We start from the raw sequence: 17,695 nt of genomic DNA on the forward strand, positions 1-17,695 counted from the left end.
CTTTCAGGGGGTGGCGGTGTCGACCATCCTGGTGAGGCGCGCCTTCGTCAGGTCCCACTCCCGCGGCGGGCCGGCGGAGTAGAGGACGTACTCGACCCCGTTCGCCTCCCAGAAGGCGGTGGCGACCCGCTTCGCGTCGGGTGCTCCCGCGTTCTCCTCGAACTCCCAGGTGACGGCCGGGTGGTCGCGGATCGTCGTGCCCGTGAGGGTGAGGCGGCGGTGGCCCGGTTCGCGTTCCCGGTCGGTGGCGGCCGCGGTGATGCGGTCCAGCAGCGGTGTCGCCGGGTCGGTGACGGGGGCTCCGCCCAGGCGCAGTTCGCGGGCCGGTGCGGTCGGGTCGGTGGCGACGAGGGTGGTGGCGACGGTGCCCGGGGTGACGGTCCAGTCGGCCGGGATGGTGGTGGTGAGGCCGCCCGGGGCGGTGATCCGCCGGGTGTCGGGGGGCGGGGGTGCCGAGGGTGGTGTGGCTGAGGTCGGTGAGGTGGGTGGGGGCGCGGTGACGCCCGGGGTGGTCGGACCTGGGGTGGTCGGGCCTGGGGTGGTCGGCCCCGGGGTGGTTGCGGCGGCGAGGGTCGGTTCGTTGGCGGTGTAGGACAGGTAGGCGGCTGCGCCTGCCAGGAGGAGGTAGGCGGCGGCGGAGGTCAGCGCCAGGGGGAGAGCGCCGATCTGGTTCTTCGCGGCCGCTGGACGCCTCGCCATCGGGATATTCTGGCCGCCGGCGCTCCGCCGAGCAAAGCCGAGCGAATCGGAGAACTCGCGATGGCTGTCACTGGGCCGAACGAGTGGAGCGAACTCGTGGAATGGCTCAGGACTCGGGTCGTCCACGCGGACCTCGCCGATTTCGACGACCGGGACCGGGGGCGGTTGGCGCGTGCGCTGACCGCGGTGCTGTCGGGATTGGACGGTGACGCGGCGGCTGCCGCGAGTGCGGCAGAGGTCGTGCGAGGGGAGTTGGAGCCCAAGGGGTCCGAGGGCGGTGGGTCTGAGGGCGGTGGGTTCGAGGGCGGCGGGTCGGCGCGGGCGGATGACGTGTTGCGGGCGCACCTGGCGGTCGTGCTGGCGGCCCGGAGCGGTGGGGTGCGGGCGCTCAGGTCCGACGGGGCGCTGGTCGTGGCGAACGCCCGCCAGTGGGCCGAGTGCCGGGCGCTGGCGGACGAGATCGCGGCGTTGAGCCCGGATCCCGCGATGATCGCGTTCGCCGGGGACCTCCGCCGGAGGGCGGACGAGGCCCGGCGGTGGCGGTGGGTCCAGCCCGACCCGTGGACGACCGGGGTGGTCGCGTTGGCGGTCCTCGTCCTGCCGTTCGTGGGCGGGGTGATCGGGAGCGCGGTGGTCGCGGCCGGCGGGGTGGTGGTCGGGGCCGGGTTGGTGTTCGGGTTCGTGATGGCGCACCGCAAGCGGCAGTGGGTGCAGGAGGCGGGTTCGGTGGTCGAGTCCGGCTCGATTTGACACCGGGCCCTTACCGGCGCCCCAGGCCGGCCGAACCCATCTCAAATCGAGCCTCGTGGGCCGATTGCGAGCCCGTTGTGGGTCATTGGTTTACGAGTGCTTCGTATTCACGCGGGCATTGGTGATCGGCGGGTCGTGCGGTGACCGGTGTGGTGGCTCTGCGTGATCTGGCGAGGTTGCGGTGCGTGGTTGTGACCTGGGCCGCTGGGGATTCCGGTGCTGTGCTTGGATCAGCGGGGTGAGCACAATCTACGATTGTGGTGTTCCGGCCGATCGGGCGGCGGGGCTCGCGGCCGCCGCCGGTGCGGTGCGGTCCGGGCGGTTGGTCGTCCTGCCCACCGACACGCTCTACGGCATCGGATGCGACGCGTTCGACGCGGCCGCGGTGCGGGCGCTGCTGGCGGCCAAGGGGCGTGGCCCCGACCTGCCCGTGCCCGTGCTCGTCGGGTCCTGGACGACGGTCGACGGGCTCGTCCTCGGGGTTCCCCGGCAGGCTCGCGCGTTGATCGAGGCGTTCTGGCCCGGTGGGTTGTCCCTCGTGCTGTCGCACGCGCCCTCGCTGGCGTGGGATCTCGGTCACACCCGCGGCACGGTCATGCTGCGCATGCCGCTGCACCCCGTGGCGCTGGAGCTGCTGCGCGACGTCGGCCCGATGGCGGTGTCCAGCGCGAACAAGGCGGGCTTCGCCCCGGCGAGCACGGCCCAGGAGGCGTGGGACCAGCTCGGCGAGGAGGTCGGCGTCTACCTCGACGGCGGTCCGGCGACCGACAGCACCGGCTCCACCATCGTGGACCTGACCGGGCCCGAGCCCGTGGTGCTGCGGGAGGGCGCGGTGGCGGTGGCGGAGGTGTCCGAGGTGCTCGGGGTCGAAGTCGAGGTCGCCCGCTAGTGGATCTTCCCGATCGGAGTAGCGTGGTGGTTCCTTCCCCCGATACCCCATTGCCGAGGGGCTAGCCTGCTGTGGGCCCGTTGCCTGCCGTGTCCAACGTCCTCCCCGTCCGGGAGTACCTGCTCGTCGCCCTGACCGCCGCGGTCGTGACGTTCCTGCTCGTCGGTCTCGTGCGGGCCCTCGCGTTCCGGATCGGGGCCGTCGCCTACCCGCGCCAGCGGGACGTGCACGTCCAACCCATGCCGCGGATGGGCGGCCTCGCCATGTACGGCGGGGTGCTCGGCGGCATGCTCCTGGCGCACCAGCTCCCGGTGCTGCGCTCGGCCTTCGACTTCTCCTACGACCCGCACGCGGTGATCGTGGCGGGCGGCATCATCGTGCTCGTCGGCGTCCTCGACGACCGCTTCGAGCTGGACTCGCTGACGAAGCTCGCGGGCCAGGTGACGTCGGCGGGCGTCCTGGTGCTGTTCGGCCTGCAGTGGATGTCGTTCTGGGTGCCGTGGGGCGACGGCGGCGAGGGCACCGGCTCGCTGCTGTCGCTGGACCAGAACCAGGGCGCGATCCTCAGCGTGCTGCTGGCCGTGACGATGGTCAACGCGATGAACTTCGTGGACGGCCTGGACGGCCTGGCCGCGGGCATCGGGCTCATCGCCGCGGCGGCCACGTGCGTGTTCTCCATCGGGCTGCTCGCCAACAACGGCGGCGACGTCGGCGCGTACCCGCCGGCCCTCATCGCGGCCACGCTGGCGGGCGCCTGCCTCGGCTTCCTGCCGCACAACTTCAACCCCGCCCGGATCTTCATGGGCGACTCCGGGTCGATGCTCATCGGCCTGATGCTCGCGGCGGCCACGATCTCGGCCTCCGGCAAGATCAACTACGAGTCGGTGCGCGCCCCCGACGTCCTCGGCCTGCTGTCGCCGCTGGTCGTGGTGGCCGCGGTGCTGTTCGTGCCGATGCTGGACCTGCTGATGGCGGTCGTGCGGCGGACCCGGCGCGGCGAGAGCCCGTTCTCCGCCGACAAGATGCACCTGCACCACCGGCTGCTCGAGATCGGCCACTCCCAGCGCCGCGCGGTGCTGCTGATCTACCTGTGGGCGGGCGTGCTGGCGTTCGGCGCGGTGGCGCTGACGCTGTTCGACGCCGCGGTCGTCGTGTGGTGCCTGGCGATCGGTCTCGTTCTCGCGCTGTTGGTCTCCGCGATACCCAGGCTTCGCGAAGTGCGCCGCAGTTGACCCCCGATGGCGTGGTCAGGACCAAGCCCTCTTTACACTCGGTGGTGATGGGTGGGAAGAGGTGACATGAGCTCTCCGGAGAAGACGGAGTGGACGCACGAGGCCGTCGTGCGGCGACTCGCAGGTGAGATGTACCGCGGCGCGCTGTGGGCGGCACTCGCGACCGTGGCGGCGGGCGCGATCCTCTGGACGGTGCTGGCCGGTGTGCCCGGCCTGGTCGCCGCGCTGATCGGCGGTGCGATCGCGTGCCTGTCCTCGGCCGCGACGCTGCTGCTCATGCACCGCACCGCCGCGATGCCGCTCCAGGTGATCATGGTGGCGGCGTTCGCCGGGTTCATGGGCAAGCTGATCCTGCTGTTCGCGGTGATGCTGGTCCTGCGGAAGTTCCCGGTCCTGCACACCAACGCGCTGGCCCTGACCATGGCCGCGACCATCCTGGTGGCCACCGCCCTGGAGGTGCGCGCCTCCAAGCGCAGTCGCAGTCAGATCGTCATCCCGACCCCTGGAAACACCTGATCTACCGGCTGGTACGGTGCGCGCAAGACGGGACACCCGGCTAGGTGGGGTGCCTCTCGCAGGCGCTTGCGGTCCGTAAGGTACGTTAAGTCCCGATCGTGACGATTCCCCCGGCGGAGTGAACGCCGGCCGGGAGAACCGGAAGGAACACAGTGACCACGATGGTGCTGGCTGCGGGTGATGAGTTCGTCGCACCCGGCGTGAAGGACTTCTTCCTCCCGCCGATCTTCGGTGAGGTCACCAAGCCCATGGTGCTTCTGGTGCTCTCGATCTTGATCATCGGTGCGTTCTTCATCGCGGCGACCCGCAACCTCAAGCTCGTTCCCGGCAAGTTCCAGTTCGCCGCCGAGTCGCTCTACGACGTCGGCCGCAACACGATCGCGCGCGAGCAGATCGGTGGCAAGGACTTCAAGCCCTTCGTCCCGCTGATCCTGACGGTGTTCACCTTCGTCCTGGTGAACAACCTGTTCGGCCTCATCCCGTTCGTGCAGTTCCCGACGATGTCGCACATCGGATTCCCGCTGGCCGTCTCGGTGCTCGTGATCTACCCCGTGTACCACTTCGTCGGATTCAAGCGCCACGGGTTCCTCGGTTACCTGAAGCACCAGACCATGCCGCCCGGCGCGCCGTGGTTCGTGCTCATCCTGCTGATTCCGATCGAGTTCTTCCAGAAGTTCTTCCTGAACCCGCTCACGCTCGCCATTCGAGTCTTCGCGGCGATGTTCGCGGGTCACCTGCTCCTGCTGGTGTTCACCCTGGCCGGTGAGTACCTGCTCTTCGCCGGCGGCATCACCGTCGTCGTCGCGCCCGTCGCGTTCGTCTTCGCCATCGCGCTGACGTTCCTGGAGGCGCTGATCATGGTCCTGCAGGCCTACATCTTCGCGCTGCTGTCCGCCAACTACATCGGCGCGGCGCTGGCCGAAGAGCACTGAGAAAACACAAGCCTCCGATCCGCGAGCGTTCGCGGACCGAGTTGGAAAGGGAACAGCACAAGTGAGCGCTATCGTTCTTGCTCAGGAAGCCGCGAACGTCAACCTGAACCAGGGCCTCGCTGCCATCGGCTACGGCCTCGCGGCCATCGGCCCCGGCATCGGCGTGGGTCTGATCTTCTCCTCGGTCATCAACGGCACCGCCCGTCAGCCCGAGGCCCGCGGCGTGCTGCTGAGCCTGGCCTGGACCACGTTCGCCATCGTCGAGGTGCTCGCGCTGCTCGGCTTCGTCGTGTACTTCCTCGCCACCGCGGGCTGAGTACCGGTTCATCGCATCAGAGAGGTTTGTGATGAATACCCTCATCTTGGCGGCGGAGGAAGGGGCCATCAACCCCGTCCTGCCGCACACGTCGGAGATCATCCTCGGCCTGATCTCGTTCCTGCTGCTGTTCTTCGTCATCAAGAAGTTCGTGTCGCCGCGCTTCGAGACGTTGTACGCGGAACGCGCCGCCAAGATCGAGGGCGGGATCGAGAAGGCCGAGCAGGCGCAGGCCCAGGCGCAGGAGACGCTGGAGCAGTACAAGGCGCAGCTCGCCGAGGCCCGCGCCGAGGCGGCCCGCATCCGCGACGACGCCCGCATCGAGGGCGAGCAGATCATCAGCGAGCTGCGCGCCAAGGCGCAGGAGGAGTCCGCGCGGATCATCGCGCAGGGGCAGACCCAGCTCGAGACGCAGCGGGCGCAGATCGTCGCCGAGCTGCGGGGCGAGCTGGGCAGGCTGGCCATCGACCTGGCGGACCGGGTCGTCGGCGAGTCGCTGGAGGACGAGGTGCGCCGCCGGGGCACCGTCGACCGGTTCCTCTCCGAGCTCGACGGCACGTCGGCTCCGGCCGTCAAGTGAGGGAACGCCGATGACGCTGCACGCCGCTAGCCGTGACGCCCTGGCCGCCGCCGAGCTGCGGCTGCTGGAGGTGGTCGACGGCACGACCGCCGGCGAGCCCCTGGGTGAGCTGGGCGAGGAGCTGTTCGCGGTCGTCAGCCTGCTGTCGGCGCAGCCCGCGCTGCGCCGGGCGCTGGCCGACAACTCCTCCGACCCCACCACCCGGGAGCAGCTGCTGCGCGGCCTGCTCGGCGGCAAGGTCGCCGACGTGACCGTGCAGGTGCTGGCGACGGTCGTGACCGCGCGCTGGTCGAGCCCGCGCGAGCTGGTCGACGGCATCGAGTCCCTGGCCCGCACCACGCTGCTGGTGCGGGCGGAGCGGGACGGCAAGCTCGACTCCGTCGAGGACGAGCTGTTCCGGCTCGGCCGCATCATCGCGGGCAACCACGAGCTGGAGCTGGCGCTGTCCGACCCGGCGGCCGACCCCGCGGGCAAGGTCGCGCTGGTCGACAGCCTGGTGGCGGGCAAGGTGGACGGCACGACCAAGACCCTCGTCGACCAGCTCGTCCGCGAGCCGCGCGGCCAGGGTGTCGTCAACGGCCTGGGCGACCTCGCGTCGCTCGCGGCCAAGCGCCGGGAACGTTCCGTCGCCTACGTGCGTTCCGCCGTCGAGCTGGACGCGGCGCAGCAGGAGCGACTCGAGGCCACGTTGACCCGGATCTACTCCAGGCCGATCGCGCTGCACGTGGAGGTCGACCCGACGCTGCGCGGCGGCCTGCTCATCAAGATCGGCGACGAAGTCATCGACGGAAGCGTGGCGGGTCGGCTGGCGTCCCTGCGCCGCGACCTCGCCGGCTGACCGAACCGGAACCGCGGCCCACAAGCCCCTTTCCCGAAAACGAAGTGAGAGCAGGAACGACATGGCGGAGCTGACGATCTCGTCGGACGAGATCCGCAGTGCGATCGAGAAGTACGTCTCGACCTACTCCCCGGAAGTCAGCCGGGAAGAGGTCGGCGTCGTCGCGGAGACCTACGACGGCATCGCCATCGTCGAGGGTCTGCCCGGCACCATGACCAACGAGCTGCTGGAGTTCCCCGGCGGCGTGCTCGGCGTGGCCCTGAACCTGGAAGTCCGCCAGATCGGCGCGGTCATCCTGGGCGACTTCGACAAGATCGAAGAGGGCCAGGAGGTCAAGCGGACCGGCCAGGTGCTCTCCGTGCCGGTCGGCGACGGCTTCCTCGGCCGCGTGGTGAACCCGCTCGGCCAGCCGATCGACGGCCTCGGCGACATCGTGGCCGACGACAACCGCGCGCTCGAGCTGCAGGCCGCGACCGTGCTGCAGCGGCAGCCGGTGAGCGAGCCGATGCAGACCGGCATCAAGGCCATCGACGCCATGACGCCGATCGGCCGCGGCCAGCGCCAGCTGATCATCGGCGACCGCAAGACCGGCAAGACCGCGGTCTGCATCGACACGATCATCAACCAGAAGAAGGCGTGGGAGTCGGGCGACCCGACGCAGCAGGTCCGCTGCGTCTACGTCGCCATCGGCCAGAAGGGCTCCACCATCGCGGGCGTCAAGGCCGCGCTGGAGGAGGCGGGCGCGCTGGAGTACACCACCATCGTCGCCGCGCCCGCGTCCGACTCGGCCGGCTTCAAGTGGCTCGCGCCCTACACCGGCTCGGCCATCGGCCAGCACTGGATGTACCAGGGCAAGCACGTCCTGATCATCTTCGACGACCTGACCAAGCAGGCGGAGGCGTACCGCGCCATCTCGCTGCTGCTGCGCCGCCCGCCGGGCCGCGAGGCCTACCCCGGCGACGTCTTCTACTTGCACTCGCGCCTGCTGGAGCGCTGCGCGAAGCTGTCCGACGACATGGGCGGCGGCTCGATGACCGGTCTGCCGATCATCGAGACCAAGGCCAACGACGTGTCGGCGTACATCCCGACCAACGTCATCTCGATCACCGACGGCCAGTGCTTCCTGGAGTCGGACCTGTTCAACGCCGGTGTGCGCCCGGCCGTCAACGTGGGCATCTCGGTGTCCCGCGTCGGTGGCGCCGCGCAGATCAAGGCGATGAAGACGGTCGCCGGCTCGCTGCGCCTCGACCTGTCGCAGTTCCGCGAGCTGGAGGCGTTCTCGGCCTTCGCCTCGGACCTCGACGCGGCCTCCCGCGCCCAGCTGGAGCGCGGCGCGCGCCTGGTCGAGCTGCTCAAGCAGGGCCAGTACTCGCCGGTGCCGGTCGAGGAGCAGGTCGTCTCGATCTACCTCGGCACGAACGGGTACTACGACGACATCGCGGTGGGCGACGTCCGCCGCTTCGAGTCGGAGTTCCTGGACCACGTGCGGCGCAGCCACGAGGTGATCCTGTCCGACATCCGCGAGTCCAAGAAGTTGTCGGACGACGCGGAGAAGGGCATCGTGGACGCCGTCAACGCGTTCAAGCAGCAGTTCACCGCCTCCGGCGGCGCCACCGTGGTCAACGAGGCGCCCGCGGACGCGATGGACGCCGACGAGGTCGGGCAGGAGTCGGTGAAGGTCAACCGGCCCGCTCCGACCGAGAAGTGACGTAGGCATGGCAGCACAGATCCGAGAGCTGCGCCAGCGGATCCGCTCGGTCAACTCGACCAAGAAGATCACCAAGGCGTACGAGCTCATCGCCACGTCCCGTCTGGCCAAGGCGCAGGCGAGGGTCGCGGCGTCGCGCCCCTACGCGGAGGAGATCACCTCGGTCCTCTCCGCGCTGGCGACGGCGTCCGCGAACCTGGACCACCCGCTGCTGACCGAGCGCAAGAACCCCCGCCGCGCGGCCGTCCTCGTCGTCACCAGCGACAAGGGCATGTGCGGCGGGTACAACGCCAACGTGCTGCGCGCCGCGGAGGAGCTGTTCTCCCTGCTGCGGTCCGAGGGCAAGGAGCCCGTGCTCTACGTCGTCGGCCGCAAGGGCGTCGGCTACTACAAGTTCCGCAGGCGCCCGATCGCGGGCGAGTGGACCGGGTTCTCGCAGCTGCCGCACTACGTCAACGCCGCCGAGGCCGGTGAGGCCCTGGTCCAGGCGTTCGTCGCGGGCAGCGACGACGGCGACAACCCGCCCGGCCGGGACGGCGTGCAGGGCGTGGACGAGCTGCACGTGGTCTACACCGAGTTCAAGTCGATGCTGAGCCAGACGCCGGTCGCCAAGCGGATCGCGCCGATGGTGGTCGACTTCGACCCGGAGCCGCAGAAGCTCCAGTCGGTGTACTCCTTCGAGCCGAGCGCGGAGACGCTGCTGGGCTCGTTGTTGCCCAAGTACGTCAAGACCCGGCTCTTCTCGGCACTGCTGGACGCGGCGGCCTCCGAGTCGGCGGCGCGGCGGACCGCGATGAAGGCGGCGACGGACAACGCCACCGAGCTGGTCCGCAACCTCAGCCGCCAGGCGAACGCGGCCCGCCAGGCCCAGATCACCCAGGAGATCAGCGAGATCGTCGGTGGCGCCTCCGCGCTTACCGGTGGCGCAGGAAGTGATGAGTGACATGAGTGCTACTGCCACCACCACCCGCACCGGCCGTGTGGTCCGGGTGATCGGTGCCGTCGTCGACGTGGAGTTCCCGCGCGACGCGGTGCCGGAGCTGTTCAACGCCCTGAGCGTCGAGATCACCTACGAGGCGGTCGCCAAGACGCTCACCCTCGAGGTCGCCCAGCACCTGGGCGACAACCTGGTCCGCTGCATCTCCATGCAGCCGACCGACGGCCTGGTCCGCGGTGCGACCGTGACCGACACCGGCCGGGCGATCAGCGTGCCCGTCGGCGACGTCGTCAAGGGCCACGTGTTCAACGCGCTGGGCGACTGCCTCGACCAGCCGGGCCTCGGCCGCGACGGCGAGCAGTGGGAGATCCACCGCAAGGCGCCGTCGTTCGACCAGCTCGAGGGCAAGACCGAGATCCTGGAGACGGGCATCAAGGTCATCGACCTGCTGACCCCGTACGTCAAGGGCGGCAAGATCGGCCTGTTCGGCGGCGCGGGCGTGGGCAAGACGGTGCTCATCCAGGAGATGATCACCCGTATCGCCCGTGAGTTCTCCGGCACGTCGGTGTTCGCCGGCGTCGGCGAGCGCACCCGCGAGGGCACCGACCTCCTCCTCGAGATGGAGGAGATGGGCGTGCTCGGCGACACCGCCCTGGTCTTCGGCCAGATGGACGAGCCGCCCGGCACCCGCATGCGCGTCGCGCTGTCCGCGCTGACGATGGCGGAGTACTTCCGCGACGTGCAGAACCAGGACGTGCTGCTGTTCATCGACAACATCTTCCGGTTCACCCAGGCGGGCTCGGAGGTGTCGACCCTGCTGGGCCGCATGCCGTCCGCCGTGGGCTACCAGCCGACGCTGGCCGACGAGATGGGCGAGCTGCAGGAGCGCATCACCTCCACGCGCGGTAAGTCGATCACCTCGCTGCAGGCCATCTACGTGCCCGCGGACGACTACACCGACCCCGCGCCCGCCACCACGTTCGCCCACCTGGACGCGACGACGGAGCTCTCCCGTCCGATCTCCCAGAAGGGCATCTACCCGGCGGTGGACCCGCTGTCCTCGTCCTCCCGGATCCTCGAGCCGTCGATCGTCGGCGAGGAGCACTACCGGGTGGCGCAGGAGGTCAAGCGGATCCTGCAGAAGTACAAGGAGCTGCAGGACATCATCGCCATCCTCGGCATGGACGAGCTGTCCGAGGAGGACAAGGTCCTCGTCGGCCGCGCCCGTCGCCTGGAGCGCTTCCTCGGCCAGAACTTCATCGTGGCCGAGAAGTTCACCGGTCAGCCGGGCTCCTTCGTGCCGATCAAGGACACGATCGAGGCGTTCGACCGCGTCTGCAAGGGCGAGTTCGACCACTACCCGGAGCAGGCGTTCTTCTCCTGCGGCGGGTTGGACGACGTCGAGGCCAACGCCAAGAAGCTCGCCGGCAAGTAAGCGGGCGGGTTCACGTCGGAGGGCCGTCCCCGGTGCGGGGGCGGCCCTCCGCCGCGTCACGGGGACGCCCAGCCCAGCGCCCGGGAGATGGCCAGCCCGCACGTGCGCACGGCGGGGACCACGGTGTCGGTGCGGGTGCCCGTGGGCACGACGACGGACACGGCGGCCACCACGTCGCCGTGCCCGCCCCGCACGGGCGCGGCGACCGAGTAGGTGATCATCTCGATCTGGCGGTCGCTGATGGCGTAGTCGTCGCGGCGCACGCGGGCCAGGGTCTCGCGCAGCTCCTGGGCTGACCCGATCGTCCGGGGCGTGTACCGCTTGAGCGGTGCGGCGAGCACGGCCTCCTGCACGGCGACGGGCGCGGCGGCCAGCAGCACCAGGCCCACGCCGGTGCAGTGCAGGGGCATCCGGCTGCCGACGCGGGTCACCACGTTCACCGCGTCCCGCGCCGAGATGCGCTCCACGTACACGACCTCCGTGCCGTCGCGCACGGCCAGCTGCACGTTGTGCCGCGTGACCTCGTAGAGGTCCTCCAGGAACGGCAGGGCCCGGTCGCGCAGGTCGAGGCTGCCCGGCGACAGCGCGCCCAGTTCGAGCAGCCTCAGGCCGACGCGGTAGCGGCCGTCCGGTGCGCGGTCGAGGGCGCGCAGCTCCACCAGCGACGCCACGAGGCGGTGCGTGGTGCTCAGCGGGAGGCCGGAGTGGCGGCTCAGCTCGGACAGCGTGACCGCGGACCGGTCGACGGTGAACACGGACAGCAGGGAGAACGCCCGTTCCAGCAGCGACTTCGGTGTCGGCACGCGCCCCAGTATCCCGGTGGCCCCCGCCGGCCGGGACCGGGTCCGGTCCCCCGGGCGGGGCGGTGCGGCGGTCGTCCGAGCGGGTAGGGGTGGCTGGTGCGGCGGTGCGATCCGGTCACCGTTTAGACTGCGGTGGACTCCAGTCGACTCCAGGGAGATGCGCGTGGCCGAGATGACCGTCCAGTTGGTCGCCGTGGAACGCCGCCTGTGGTCCGGCACGGCCACGTCGGTGGTCGCGCAGACGCTCGAAGGCGAGATCGGCATCCTGCCCGGCCACGAGCCGGTGCTCGGGCAGCTGGTCGAGGGCGGGGTGGTCCGCATCCGCACCACGGACAACGAGCTCGTCACCGCGGCCGTGCACGGCGGGTTCCTCTCCGTGACCGGCGAGGGCGTGAGCATCCTCGCCGAGGACGCCGAGCTGGCCGAGGAGATCGACGTCGAGAAGGCGCGGTCGGACGCGCAGGGCTCCGACGAGGTGGACCGGGCCCGGGCCGTCGCGCGGCTCCGCGCCGCGGGTCAGTCGGCCTGACGCGGACGGGCGGGCGAGCGCCGTGGGGATCGCCGAACTGGTCGGGGTGGTCCTGTTCGTCGCGGTGGTCGTCCTCACCTACCTGGCGTGGCGCCGCATCCGCCTGCTGCGCGCGGGCGGGGTGCACGTCTCGCTGAGGTCGCGGATCGAGGACTCCGGCCGGGGCTGGCACCTGGGCGTCGGGCACTACCGGGGTGACGAGTTCGCCTGGTTCCGCGTCCTGAGCCTGCGCACCGGCCCGGACATGGTCATCTCCCGCGAGGGCTTCGAGATCGACGACCGCCGCGAGCCCACCGCGCCCGAGGCGTACGCGATGCCCGCGGGCGCGGTGGTGCTGCGGTGCCGGGGGAGCCGGGGCGAGGTCGAGATCGCCATGGGCCCGGACGCGCTGACCGGGTTCCTGTCCTGGTTGGAGTCAGCGCCCCCGGGCCGTTCCATCCCCTGGGCCTCCTAGCCGGCCGGGAGGGCGCGGAGGACGGTCGTTCACCCGTCCTGGTGATGTCGTGCCGCGGCCTCCGGAACCGGGGGCCACGGGGTCCCCGGTGACCGGAAGTGCCAGGTCAGGCGTTCGCCCCCGGCCGCCACAGCACGTCGCCGTCCGGGTTCGCCACCCGCGCCAGGATGAACAGCAGGTCGGACAGCCGGTTGAGGTACTTGGCGGCCAGGGCGTTCGTCTGCTCGGCCTCGACCTCGATCAACGCCCACGCCGACCGCTCGGCCCGTCGGGCGACGGTCCGCGCCTGGTGCAGCAGGGCCGCGCCCGGCGTGCCGCCGTTCAGGATGAACGACTCCAGCTTGCCCAGCCGGGAGTTGAACGCGTCGCACCACGACTCCAGCCGGTCCACGTACGCCTGGGTGATCCGCAGCGGCGGGTACTTCGGGTCGGGCGCGATCGGCGTGCACAGGTCCGCGCCGACGTCGAACAGGTCGTTCTGGACCTGCCGCACCACCTCGGCGACGTCGGCCTCCAGCGCGCCCAGCGCCAGCGCCACGCCCAGCGCCGCGTTCGTCTCGTCCACGTCGGCGTACGCCGTGATGCGGGGCGAGGTCTTGGGCACCCGGGAGAAGTCGCCGAGCCCGGTGGTCCCGTCGTCGCCGACGCGGGTGTAGATCTTCGTCAGGTGCACGGCCATGCGGAGCACTGTAGACACCGCAGCGCCACACCACGGACGGGCACGATTCAGACCGTACGTAGGATTGCGGCACAACGAGCAAGGAGTCCCTACGTGAGTGAGCACTTCCGGGTTCAGGGCGGTGCGCGGCTCGTCGGCGAGGTCGCCGTCGTCGGCGCGAAGAACAGCGTGCTCAAGCTGATGGCGGCGGCACTGCTGGCCGAGGGCACCACCACCATCACCAACTGCCCGGAGATCCTGGACGTGCCGCTGATGGCCGACGTCCTGCGCAGCCTGGGCTGCGAGGTGGTGCTCGACGGCTCGGTGGTCACGATCACCACGCCGGAGGAGCTCAACCACCGCGCCGACTCCGAGGCGATGGGCAAGCTCCGCGCGTCGGTCTGCGTGCTGGGCCCCCTGGTGGGCCGCTGCAAGCGCGCGGTGGTCGCCCTGCCCGGCGGCGACGCGATCGGCAACCGGCCGCTGGACATGCACCAGAACGGCCTGCGCAAGCTCGGCGCGCACAGCGAGATCGAGCACGGCTGCGTGATCGCCGAGGCCGAGGGGCTGCACGGCGCGCAGATCTGGCTGGACTTCCCCAGCGTGGGCGCGACGGAGAACATCCTGATGGCGGCGGTGCTGGCCAACGGCACCACGGTCATCGACAACGCCGCCCGCGAGCCGGAGATCGTGGACATCTGCGTGATGCTCCAGCAGATGGGCGCGAAGATCGAGGGCGCGGGCACGTCCACGCTCACCGTGCACGGCGTGGAGTCGCTGCGGCCGACCGAGCACCGGGTCATCGGCGACCGGATCGTCGGCGCCACCTGGGCCTTCGCCGCCGCCATGACCCGCGGCGACATCACCGTGCGCGGCGTGGACCCGCACCACCTCGACCTGGTGCTGGAGAAGCTGCGCATGGCGGGCGCCGAGGTGGCCGTCCTGGACGACGGCTTCCGCGTGGTGCAGGACGACCGGCCGCGCTCGGTGGACTTCGTGACGCTGCCCTACCCCGGTTTCGCCACCGACCTCCAGCCGTTCGCGATCGCGCTGTCCAGCGTGTCCGACGGCACGTCGATGATCACCGAGAACCTGTTCGAGGCGCGGTTCCGGTTCATCGAGGAGATGGTCCGGCTGGGCGCCGACGCGCGCACCGACGGCCACCACGCGGTGGTGCGGGGCGTGGAGCGGCTGTCCAGCGCGCCGGTGTGGGCGTCGGACATCCGCGCGGGCGCGGGGCTGGTGCTGGCGGGGCTGTGCGCCGACGGCGAGACCGAGGTGTACGAGATCTTCCACATCGAGCGCGGCTACCCGGGCTTCGTGGAGAACCTGCGCAAGCTGGGCGCCACCGTGGACCGGGTCGACGCCTGACGGCCGTCACGAGCGGCGCAGCACCAGCCTGGCGTCGGGCGCGTCGGCGGGGAAGACCAGCAGCCGGTGCAGCTCCCCGCGGCGCACCACGGTCACCTTGATCCGGGCCGCGCGCAGGCGGCCGACCAGCAGGTCGGCCGCGACCGGCGTCGGCACCGCCGCCACCTCGGTCAGCAGGCCGAAGTCGTCACCGGTGTGGTCGGGCACGGCTCGCCGGTCGTCGCCGAACGCCCAGCGCAGCGCGAACGCCAGGCCGCCGAACACGACCACCATCAGCAGGAACGTGGTGAGCGCGGTCACGCCCGACATCCTCCCGCAGTCACGATTCAGTGAGCAACGGCACGCTCGGCCCGTGTTACCCGTCAGTACGCTACGGGTCAGCAACGCGAGGTCGCGTCGGTCCAGGCGACCCAGCCCGCCGCCTGCGCAGCAGCGGCAATTCCGACACAGGAGGTTGCCGTGCCGTACCCGGCCGACCGAGAGCGCGACCGCCCCTGGGTGATGCGGACGTACGCGGGGCACTCCAGCGCCGCCGCCTCCAACGCCCTGTACCGCCGCAACCTCGCCAAGGGCCAGACGGGCCTGTCGGTGGCGTTCGACCTGCCCACCCAGACCGGCTACGACCCGGACGACGAGCTGGCCAGGGGCGAGGTCGGCAAGGTCGGCGTGCCGATCGGCCACATCGGCGACATGCGGCAGCTGTTCGACGGCATCCCGCTCGGCGAGGCCAACACGTCGATGACCATCAACGCGACGGCCATGTGGCTGCTCGCGCTGTACGTGAGCGTGGCCGAGGAGCAGGGCGCGGACCGCGCCACCCTCGCGGGCACCACGCAGAACGACATCATCAAGGAGTACCTGTCCCGCGGCACGTACGTGTTCCCGCCCGGCCCGAGCCTGCGGCTGATCACCGACGTGGTCGCGTGGACGGTGGCGAACGCGCCCCGCTGGAACCCGATCAACATCTGCTCCTACCACCTCCAGGAGGCGGGCGCGACGCCCGTGCAGGAGCTCGCGTACTCGATGTCCACCGCGATCGCCGTGCTGGACTCGGTGTTCGACTCCGGCCAGGTGCCCGAGGAACGGCGTGGCGAGGTCGTCGCGCGCATCTCCTTCTTCGTCAACGCCGGCGTGCGGTTCGTCGAGGAGATGTGCAAGATGCGGGCCTTCGTGCGGCTGTGGGACGAGATCACCCGCGACCGGTACGGCATCGCCGACCCGAAGCACCGCCGGTTCCGGTACGGGGTGCAGGTGAACTCGCTGGGCCTGACCGAGGCGCAGCCCGAGAACAACGTGCAGCGCATCGTGCTGGAGATGCTGGCCGTGACGCTGTCGCGGGACGCGCGGGCGCGGGCGATCCAGCTGCCCGCGTGGAACGAGGCGCTGGGCCTGCCCCGGCCGTGGGACCAGCAGTGGGCGCTGCGGATGCAGCAGGTGCTGGCCTACGAGACCGACCTGCTGGAGTACCAGGACCTGTTCGCCGGCTCGCACGTGGTGGAGGCGAAGGTCGACGAGCTGGTCGAGGGCGCGCGGGCCGAGGTCGACCGCGTGCAGGCGATGGGCGGCGCGGTCGCGGCCGTGGAGTCCGGGTACATGAAGTCGGCCCTGGTGTCGTCGCTGGCGGAACGGCGGCGGCGCGTCGAGTCCGGCGAGGACGTCGTGGTCGGCGTGAACAGGTTCGCCACCACCGAGCCGTCGCCGTTGCAGGCCGAGGGCGCGAACGCGATCGAGCAGATCGACCCGGCCGTGGAGCGGCAGGCGGTGGAGGCGATCCGGGCGTGGCGCGCGACCCGCGACGACGCCCGGGTGCGGTCCACCCTGGACGAGCTGCGGGCGGCGGCCAAGACGGACCGCAACCTGGTCGAGGCCACCATCGCGTGCGCCAAGGCCGGCGTGACCACGGGCGAGTGGTCCCGGGCGCTGCGCGAGACCTTCGGCGAGTACCGCGCCCCGACGGGGGTGTCGGCGGCGTCGGCGTCCGGCGAGGCGGGCGCGGAGATCGCGCGGGTGCGCGAGCGGGTGCGCCGGACCGGCGAGGAGCTGGGGGAGCGGCTGCGCATCCTGGTCGGCAAGCCCGGCCTCGACGGCCACTCCAACGGCGCGGAGCAGGTCGCCGTGCGGGCCCGCGACGTCGGCTTCGAGGTCGTCTACCAGGGCATCCGGCTCACGCCCGCGCAGATCGTCGCCGCCGCCGTGCAGGAGGACGTGCACGTGGTGGGCCTGTCGATCCTGTCCGGCTCGCACCTGGAGGTCGTGCCCGCGGTGGTCGACGGGCTGCGCGCGGCCGGCGCGGGTGACGTGCCGGTCGTCGTCGGGGGCATCGTGCCGCCCGACGACGCCGACGCGCTGCGCGAGCGCGGGGTGGCCCGGGTCTTCACGCCGAAGGACTACGAGCTGACGCAGATCATGGACGAGATCGTGACCGTGGTCCGCGAGGCCGTGCTCGACGGCGTGGAGCCGGCCGACCGCTAGACCACGTCGTCGGTCGACACGATCTCGGCGAACCCGCCGCCGCGCAGGTTCGTGGCGGTGGCGCGGGAGAGTTGCTCGGCCGACAGGTCCTCCAGGCCGAACGTGAACGTGGCGTCCAGCACGACCCGGACCCGGTAGCCGAGGTTGCCGCCGACCCGGGCGGTCGTCTCGACGCACATGTTCGTCTGGATGCCGGCCAGCACCAGGTCGGTGATGCCGCGCGCCCGCAACCACGCGTCCAGGTCGACCTCGCCGTGGAACGCCGAGTTGACCCGCTTGCCGAACACCAGGTCGGGGACGGCGCGGTCCAGCTCCGGCTTGAAGCGGTTGCCGTCCTGGCCGGGGCGCAGCGGCGAGCCGGGCTCGGTCGAGTCGTGGCGGACCAGCACGAGCGGCCCGGTCCAGGCGTCGAGCAGGCGGGCGACGTTGGCCTCCGCGCCGGGGTTGTCGCGCTCGCCCCACGAGGGGTCGTCGAAGCCGCGCTGCACGTCGATCAGGATCAGGGCGCTGGTGGTCATGGCGTCGAGTCTGCGGTGGCGGGCGGGGTCGGCGGGAGTGGCGGAACCGGCGCGTTGG

20 protein-coding genes are annotated in these 17,695 nt (G+C 71.1%); 15 read left to right on the top strand and 5 right to left on the bottom strand.

The annotated features are described in order from the left end of the window. Positions 1-3: 3 nt before the first annotated feature. The gene (locus ACIGNX_RS23370) at positions 4-699 is read right to left on the bottom strand and encodes a hypothetical protein (RefSeq protein ID WP_396542803.1); all 696 of its coding nucleotides are present in this window, start codon (positions 697-699) and stop codon (positions 4-6) included. Positions 700-759: 60 nt separating this feature from the next. Here ACIGNX_RS23370 and ACIGNX_RS23375 point away from each other — a divergent pair, with 60 nt between their 5' ends. From ACIGNX_RS23375 to atpD, 11 genes are all read left to right on the top strand, one after another. Further along, the gene (locus tag ACIGNX_RS23375; RefSeq protein ID WP_396542804.1) at positions 760-1,449 is read left to right on the top strand and encodes a hypothetical protein; all 690 of its coding nucleotides are present in this window, start codon (positions 760-762) and stop codon (positions 1,447-1,449) included. A 238-nt stretch (positions 1,450-1,687) separates the two neighbouring features. Further along, complete coding sequence (locus tag ACIGNX_RS23380) at positions 1,688-2,338, top strand: L-threonylcarbamoyladenylate synthase (protein WP_396542805.1); 651 nt, start codon at positions 1,688-1,690, stop codon at positions 2,336-2,338. Positions 2,339-2,409: 71 nt separating this feature from the next. Beyond that, positions 2,410-3,570, top strand: coding sequence for a glycosyltransferase family 4 protein (locus ACIGNX_RS23385; RefSeq protein WP_396542806.1), 1,161 nt, complete (start codon positions 2,410-2,412; stop codon positions 3,568-3,570). Between the two features lie 66 nt (positions 3,571-3,636). Beyond that, positions 3,637-4,086: a hypothetical protein gene (locus ACIGNX_RS23390; RefSeq protein WP_396542807.1), complete on the top strand. Its 450-nt coding sequence runs from the start codon at positions 3,637-3,639 to the stop codon at positions 4,084-4,086. A gap of 152 nt (positions 4,087-4,238) precedes the next feature. After that, a complete protein-coding gene (gene atpB / locus ACIGNX_RS23395) occupies positions 4,239-5,018 on the top strand; it encodes a F0F1 ATP synthase subunit A (protein ID WP_396542808.1) in 780 nt (259 codons plus the stop codon). Positions 5,019-5,079: 61 nt separating this feature from the next. Next, positions 5,080-5,334: an ATP F0F1 synthase subunit C gene (locus tag ACIGNX_RS23400; protein ID WP_106613741.1), complete on the top strand. Its 255-nt coding sequence runs from the start codon at positions 5,080-5,082 to the stop codon at positions 5,332-5,334. 31 nt (positions 5,335-5,365) lie between these two features. Beyond that, entirely contained in the window at positions 5,366-5,914 is a 549-nt protein-coding gene (locus tag ACIGNX_RS23405) for a F0F1 ATP synthase subunit B (RefSeq protein WP_396542809.1), read from the top strand. Positions 5,915-5,924: 10 nt separating this feature from the next. Further along, positions 5,925-6,752 carry a F0F1 ATP synthase subunit delta gene (locus ACIGNX_RS23410; protein ID WP_396542810.1) on the top strand — a complete coding sequence of 276 codons (828 nt, stop codon included), beginning with the start codon at positions 5,925-5,927 and terminating at the stop codon, positions 6,750-6,752. 61 nt (positions 6,753-6,813) lie between these two features. Further along, positions 6,814-8,460: a F0F1 ATP synthase subunit alpha gene (gene atpA / locus ACIGNX_RS23415; RefSeq protein ID WP_396542811.1), complete on the top strand. Its 1,647-nt coding sequence runs from the start codon at positions 6,814-6,816 to the stop codon at positions 8,458-8,460. Between the two features lie 7 nt (positions 8,461-8,467). Continuing rightward, complete coding sequence (locus ACIGNX_RS23420) at positions 8,468-9,403, top strand: F0F1 ATP synthase subunit gamma (RefSeq protein WP_396542812.1); 936 nt, start codon at positions 8,468-8,470, stop codon at positions 9,401-9,403. Next, complete coding sequence (gene atpD / locus ACIGNX_RS23425; RefSeq protein WP_396542813.1) at positions 9,396-10,832, top strand: F0F1 ATP synthase subunit beta; 1,437 nt, start codon at positions 9,396-9,398, stop codon at positions 10,830-10,832. The genes ACIGNX_RS23420 and atpD overlap by 8 nt, the downstream gene beginning before the upstream one ends. 56 nt (positions 10,833-10,888) lie before the next feature. Here atpD and ACIGNX_RS23430 read toward each other — a convergent pair whose 3' ends face one another. After that, the gene (locus ACIGNX_RS23430) at positions 10,889-11,644 is read right to left on the bottom strand and encodes an IclR family transcriptional regulator (protein ID WP_396542937.1); all 756 of its coding nucleotides are present in this window, start codon (positions 11,642-11,644) and stop codon (positions 10,889-10,891) included. Between the two features lie 154 nt (positions 11,645-11,798). On the opposite strand from ACIGNX_RS23430, the gene ACIGNX_RS23435 reads away from it, so the two are divergent. Both ACIGNX_RS23435 and ACIGNX_RS23440 read left to right on the top strand, forming a co-directional pair. Then, positions 11,799-12,164: a F0F1 ATP synthase subunit epsilon gene (locus ACIGNX_RS23435; RefSeq protein ID WP_396542814.1), complete on the top strand. Its 366-nt coding sequence runs from the start codon at positions 11,799-11,801 to the stop codon at positions 12,162-12,164. Positions 12,165-12,186: 22 nt separating this feature from the next. Then, positions 12,187-12,618 (top strand): DUF2550 domain-containing protein, encoded by a 432-nt coding sequence (locus ACIGNX_RS23440; RefSeq protein ID WP_396542815.1) that lies wholly within the window; start codon positions 12,187-12,189, stop codon positions 12,616-12,618. A 106-nt stretch (positions 12,619-12,724) separates the two neighbouring features. Here ACIGNX_RS23440 and ACIGNX_RS23445 read toward each other — a convergent pair whose 3' ends face one another. After that, entirely contained in the window at positions 12,725-13,297 is a 573-nt protein-coding gene (locus ACIGNX_RS23445; RefSeq protein WP_396542816.1) for a cob(I)yrinic acid a,c-diamide adenosyltransferase, read from the bottom strand. A gap of 93 nt (positions 13,298-13,390) precedes the next feature. Here ACIGNX_RS23445 and murA point away from each other — a divergent pair, with 93 nt between their 5' ends. Further along, entirely contained in the window at positions 13,391-14,647 is a 1,257-nt protein-coding gene (gene murA / locus ACIGNX_RS23450) for a UDP-N-acetylglucosamine 1-carboxyvinyltransferase (RefSeq protein WP_396542817.1), read from the top strand. A 6-nt stretch (positions 14,648-14,653) separates the two neighbouring features. On the opposite strand, the gene ACIGNX_RS23455 is transcribed toward murA, so the two are convergent. Continuing rightward, a complete protein-coding gene (locus ACIGNX_RS23455) occupies positions 14,654-14,956 on the bottom strand; it encodes a hypothetical protein (protein ID WP_396542818.1) in 303 nt (100 codons plus the stop codon). A 150-nt stretch (positions 14,957-15,106) separates the two neighbouring features. On the opposite strand from ACIGNX_RS23455, the gene ACIGNX_RS23460 reads away from it, so the two are divergent. Then, positions 15,107-17,119, top strand: a complete 2,013-nt coding sequence (locus tag ACIGNX_RS23460; protein WP_396542819.1) for a protein meaA — start codon at positions 15,107-15,109, stop codon at positions 17,117-17,119. Here ACIGNX_RS23460 and ACIGNX_RS23465 read toward each other — a convergent pair. After that, positions 17,116-17,637: a cysteine hydrolase family protein gene (locus ACIGNX_RS23465; protein WP_396542820.1), complete on the bottom strand. Its 522-nt coding sequence runs from the start codon at positions 17,635-17,637 to the stop codon at positions 17,116-17,118. The genes ACIGNX_RS23460 and ACIGNX_RS23465 overlap by 4 nt on opposite strands. Positions 17,638-17,695 lie beyond the last annotated feature (58 nt).

Source organism: Actinosynnema sp. NPDC053489 (assembly GCF_044544865.1).
In the GTDB taxonomy this organism is placed as follows: Bacteria; Actinomycetota; Actinomycetes; order Mycobacteriales; family Pseudonocardiaceae; genus Actinosynnema.

What these genes read in the sequence shown, in the direction of transcription:
- ACIGNX_RS23370 (WP_396542803.1), bottom strand. Translation starts at nt 699, where the DNA reads ATGGCGAGGCGTCCAGCGGCCGCGAAGAACCAGATCGGCGCTCTCCCC.
- ACIGNX_RS23375 (WP_396542804.1), top strand. Translation starts at nt 760, where the DNA reads ATGGCTGTCACTGGGCCGAACGAGTGGAGCGAACTCGTGGAATGGCTC.
- ACIGNX_RS23390 (WP_396542807.1), top strand. Translation starts at nt 3,637, where the DNA reads ATGAGCTCTCCGGAGAAGACGGAGTGGACGCACGAGGCCGTCGTGCGG.
- ACIGNX_RS23405 (WP_396542809.1), top strand. Translation starts at nt 5,366, where the DNA reads ATGAATACCCTCATCTTGGCGGCGGAGGAAGGGGCCATCAACCCCGTC.
- ACIGNX_RS23410 (WP_396542810.1), top strand. Translation starts at nt 5,925, where the DNA reads ATGACGCTGCACGCCGCTAGCCGTGACGCCCTGGCCGCCGCCGAGCTG.
- atpA (WP_396542811.1), top strand. Translation starts at nt 6,814, where the DNA reads ATGGCGGAGCTGACGATCTCGTCGGACGAGATCCGCAGTGCGATCGAG.
- ACIGNX_RS23420 (WP_396542812.1), top strand. Translation starts at nt 8,468, where the DNA reads ATGGCAGCACAGATCCGAGAGCTGCGCCAGCGGATCCGCTCGGTCAAC.
- atpD (WP_396542813.1), top strand. Translation starts at nt 9,396, where the DNA reads ATGAGTGACATGAGTGCTACTGCCACCACCACCCGCACCGGCCGTGTG.
- ACIGNX_RS23445 (WP_396542816.1), bottom strand. Translation starts at nt 13,297, where the DNA reads ATGGCCGTGCACCTGACGAAGATCTACACCCGCGTCGGCGACGACGGG.
- ACIGNX_RS23455 (WP_396542818.1), bottom strand. Translation starts at nt 14,956, where the DNA reads ATGTCGGGCGTGACCGCGCTCACCACGTTCCTGCTGATGGTGGTCGTG.
- ACIGNX_RS23465 (WP_396542820.1), bottom strand. Translation starts at nt 17,637, where the DNA reads ATGACCACCAGCGCCCTGATCCTGATCGACGTGCAGCGCGGCTTCGAC.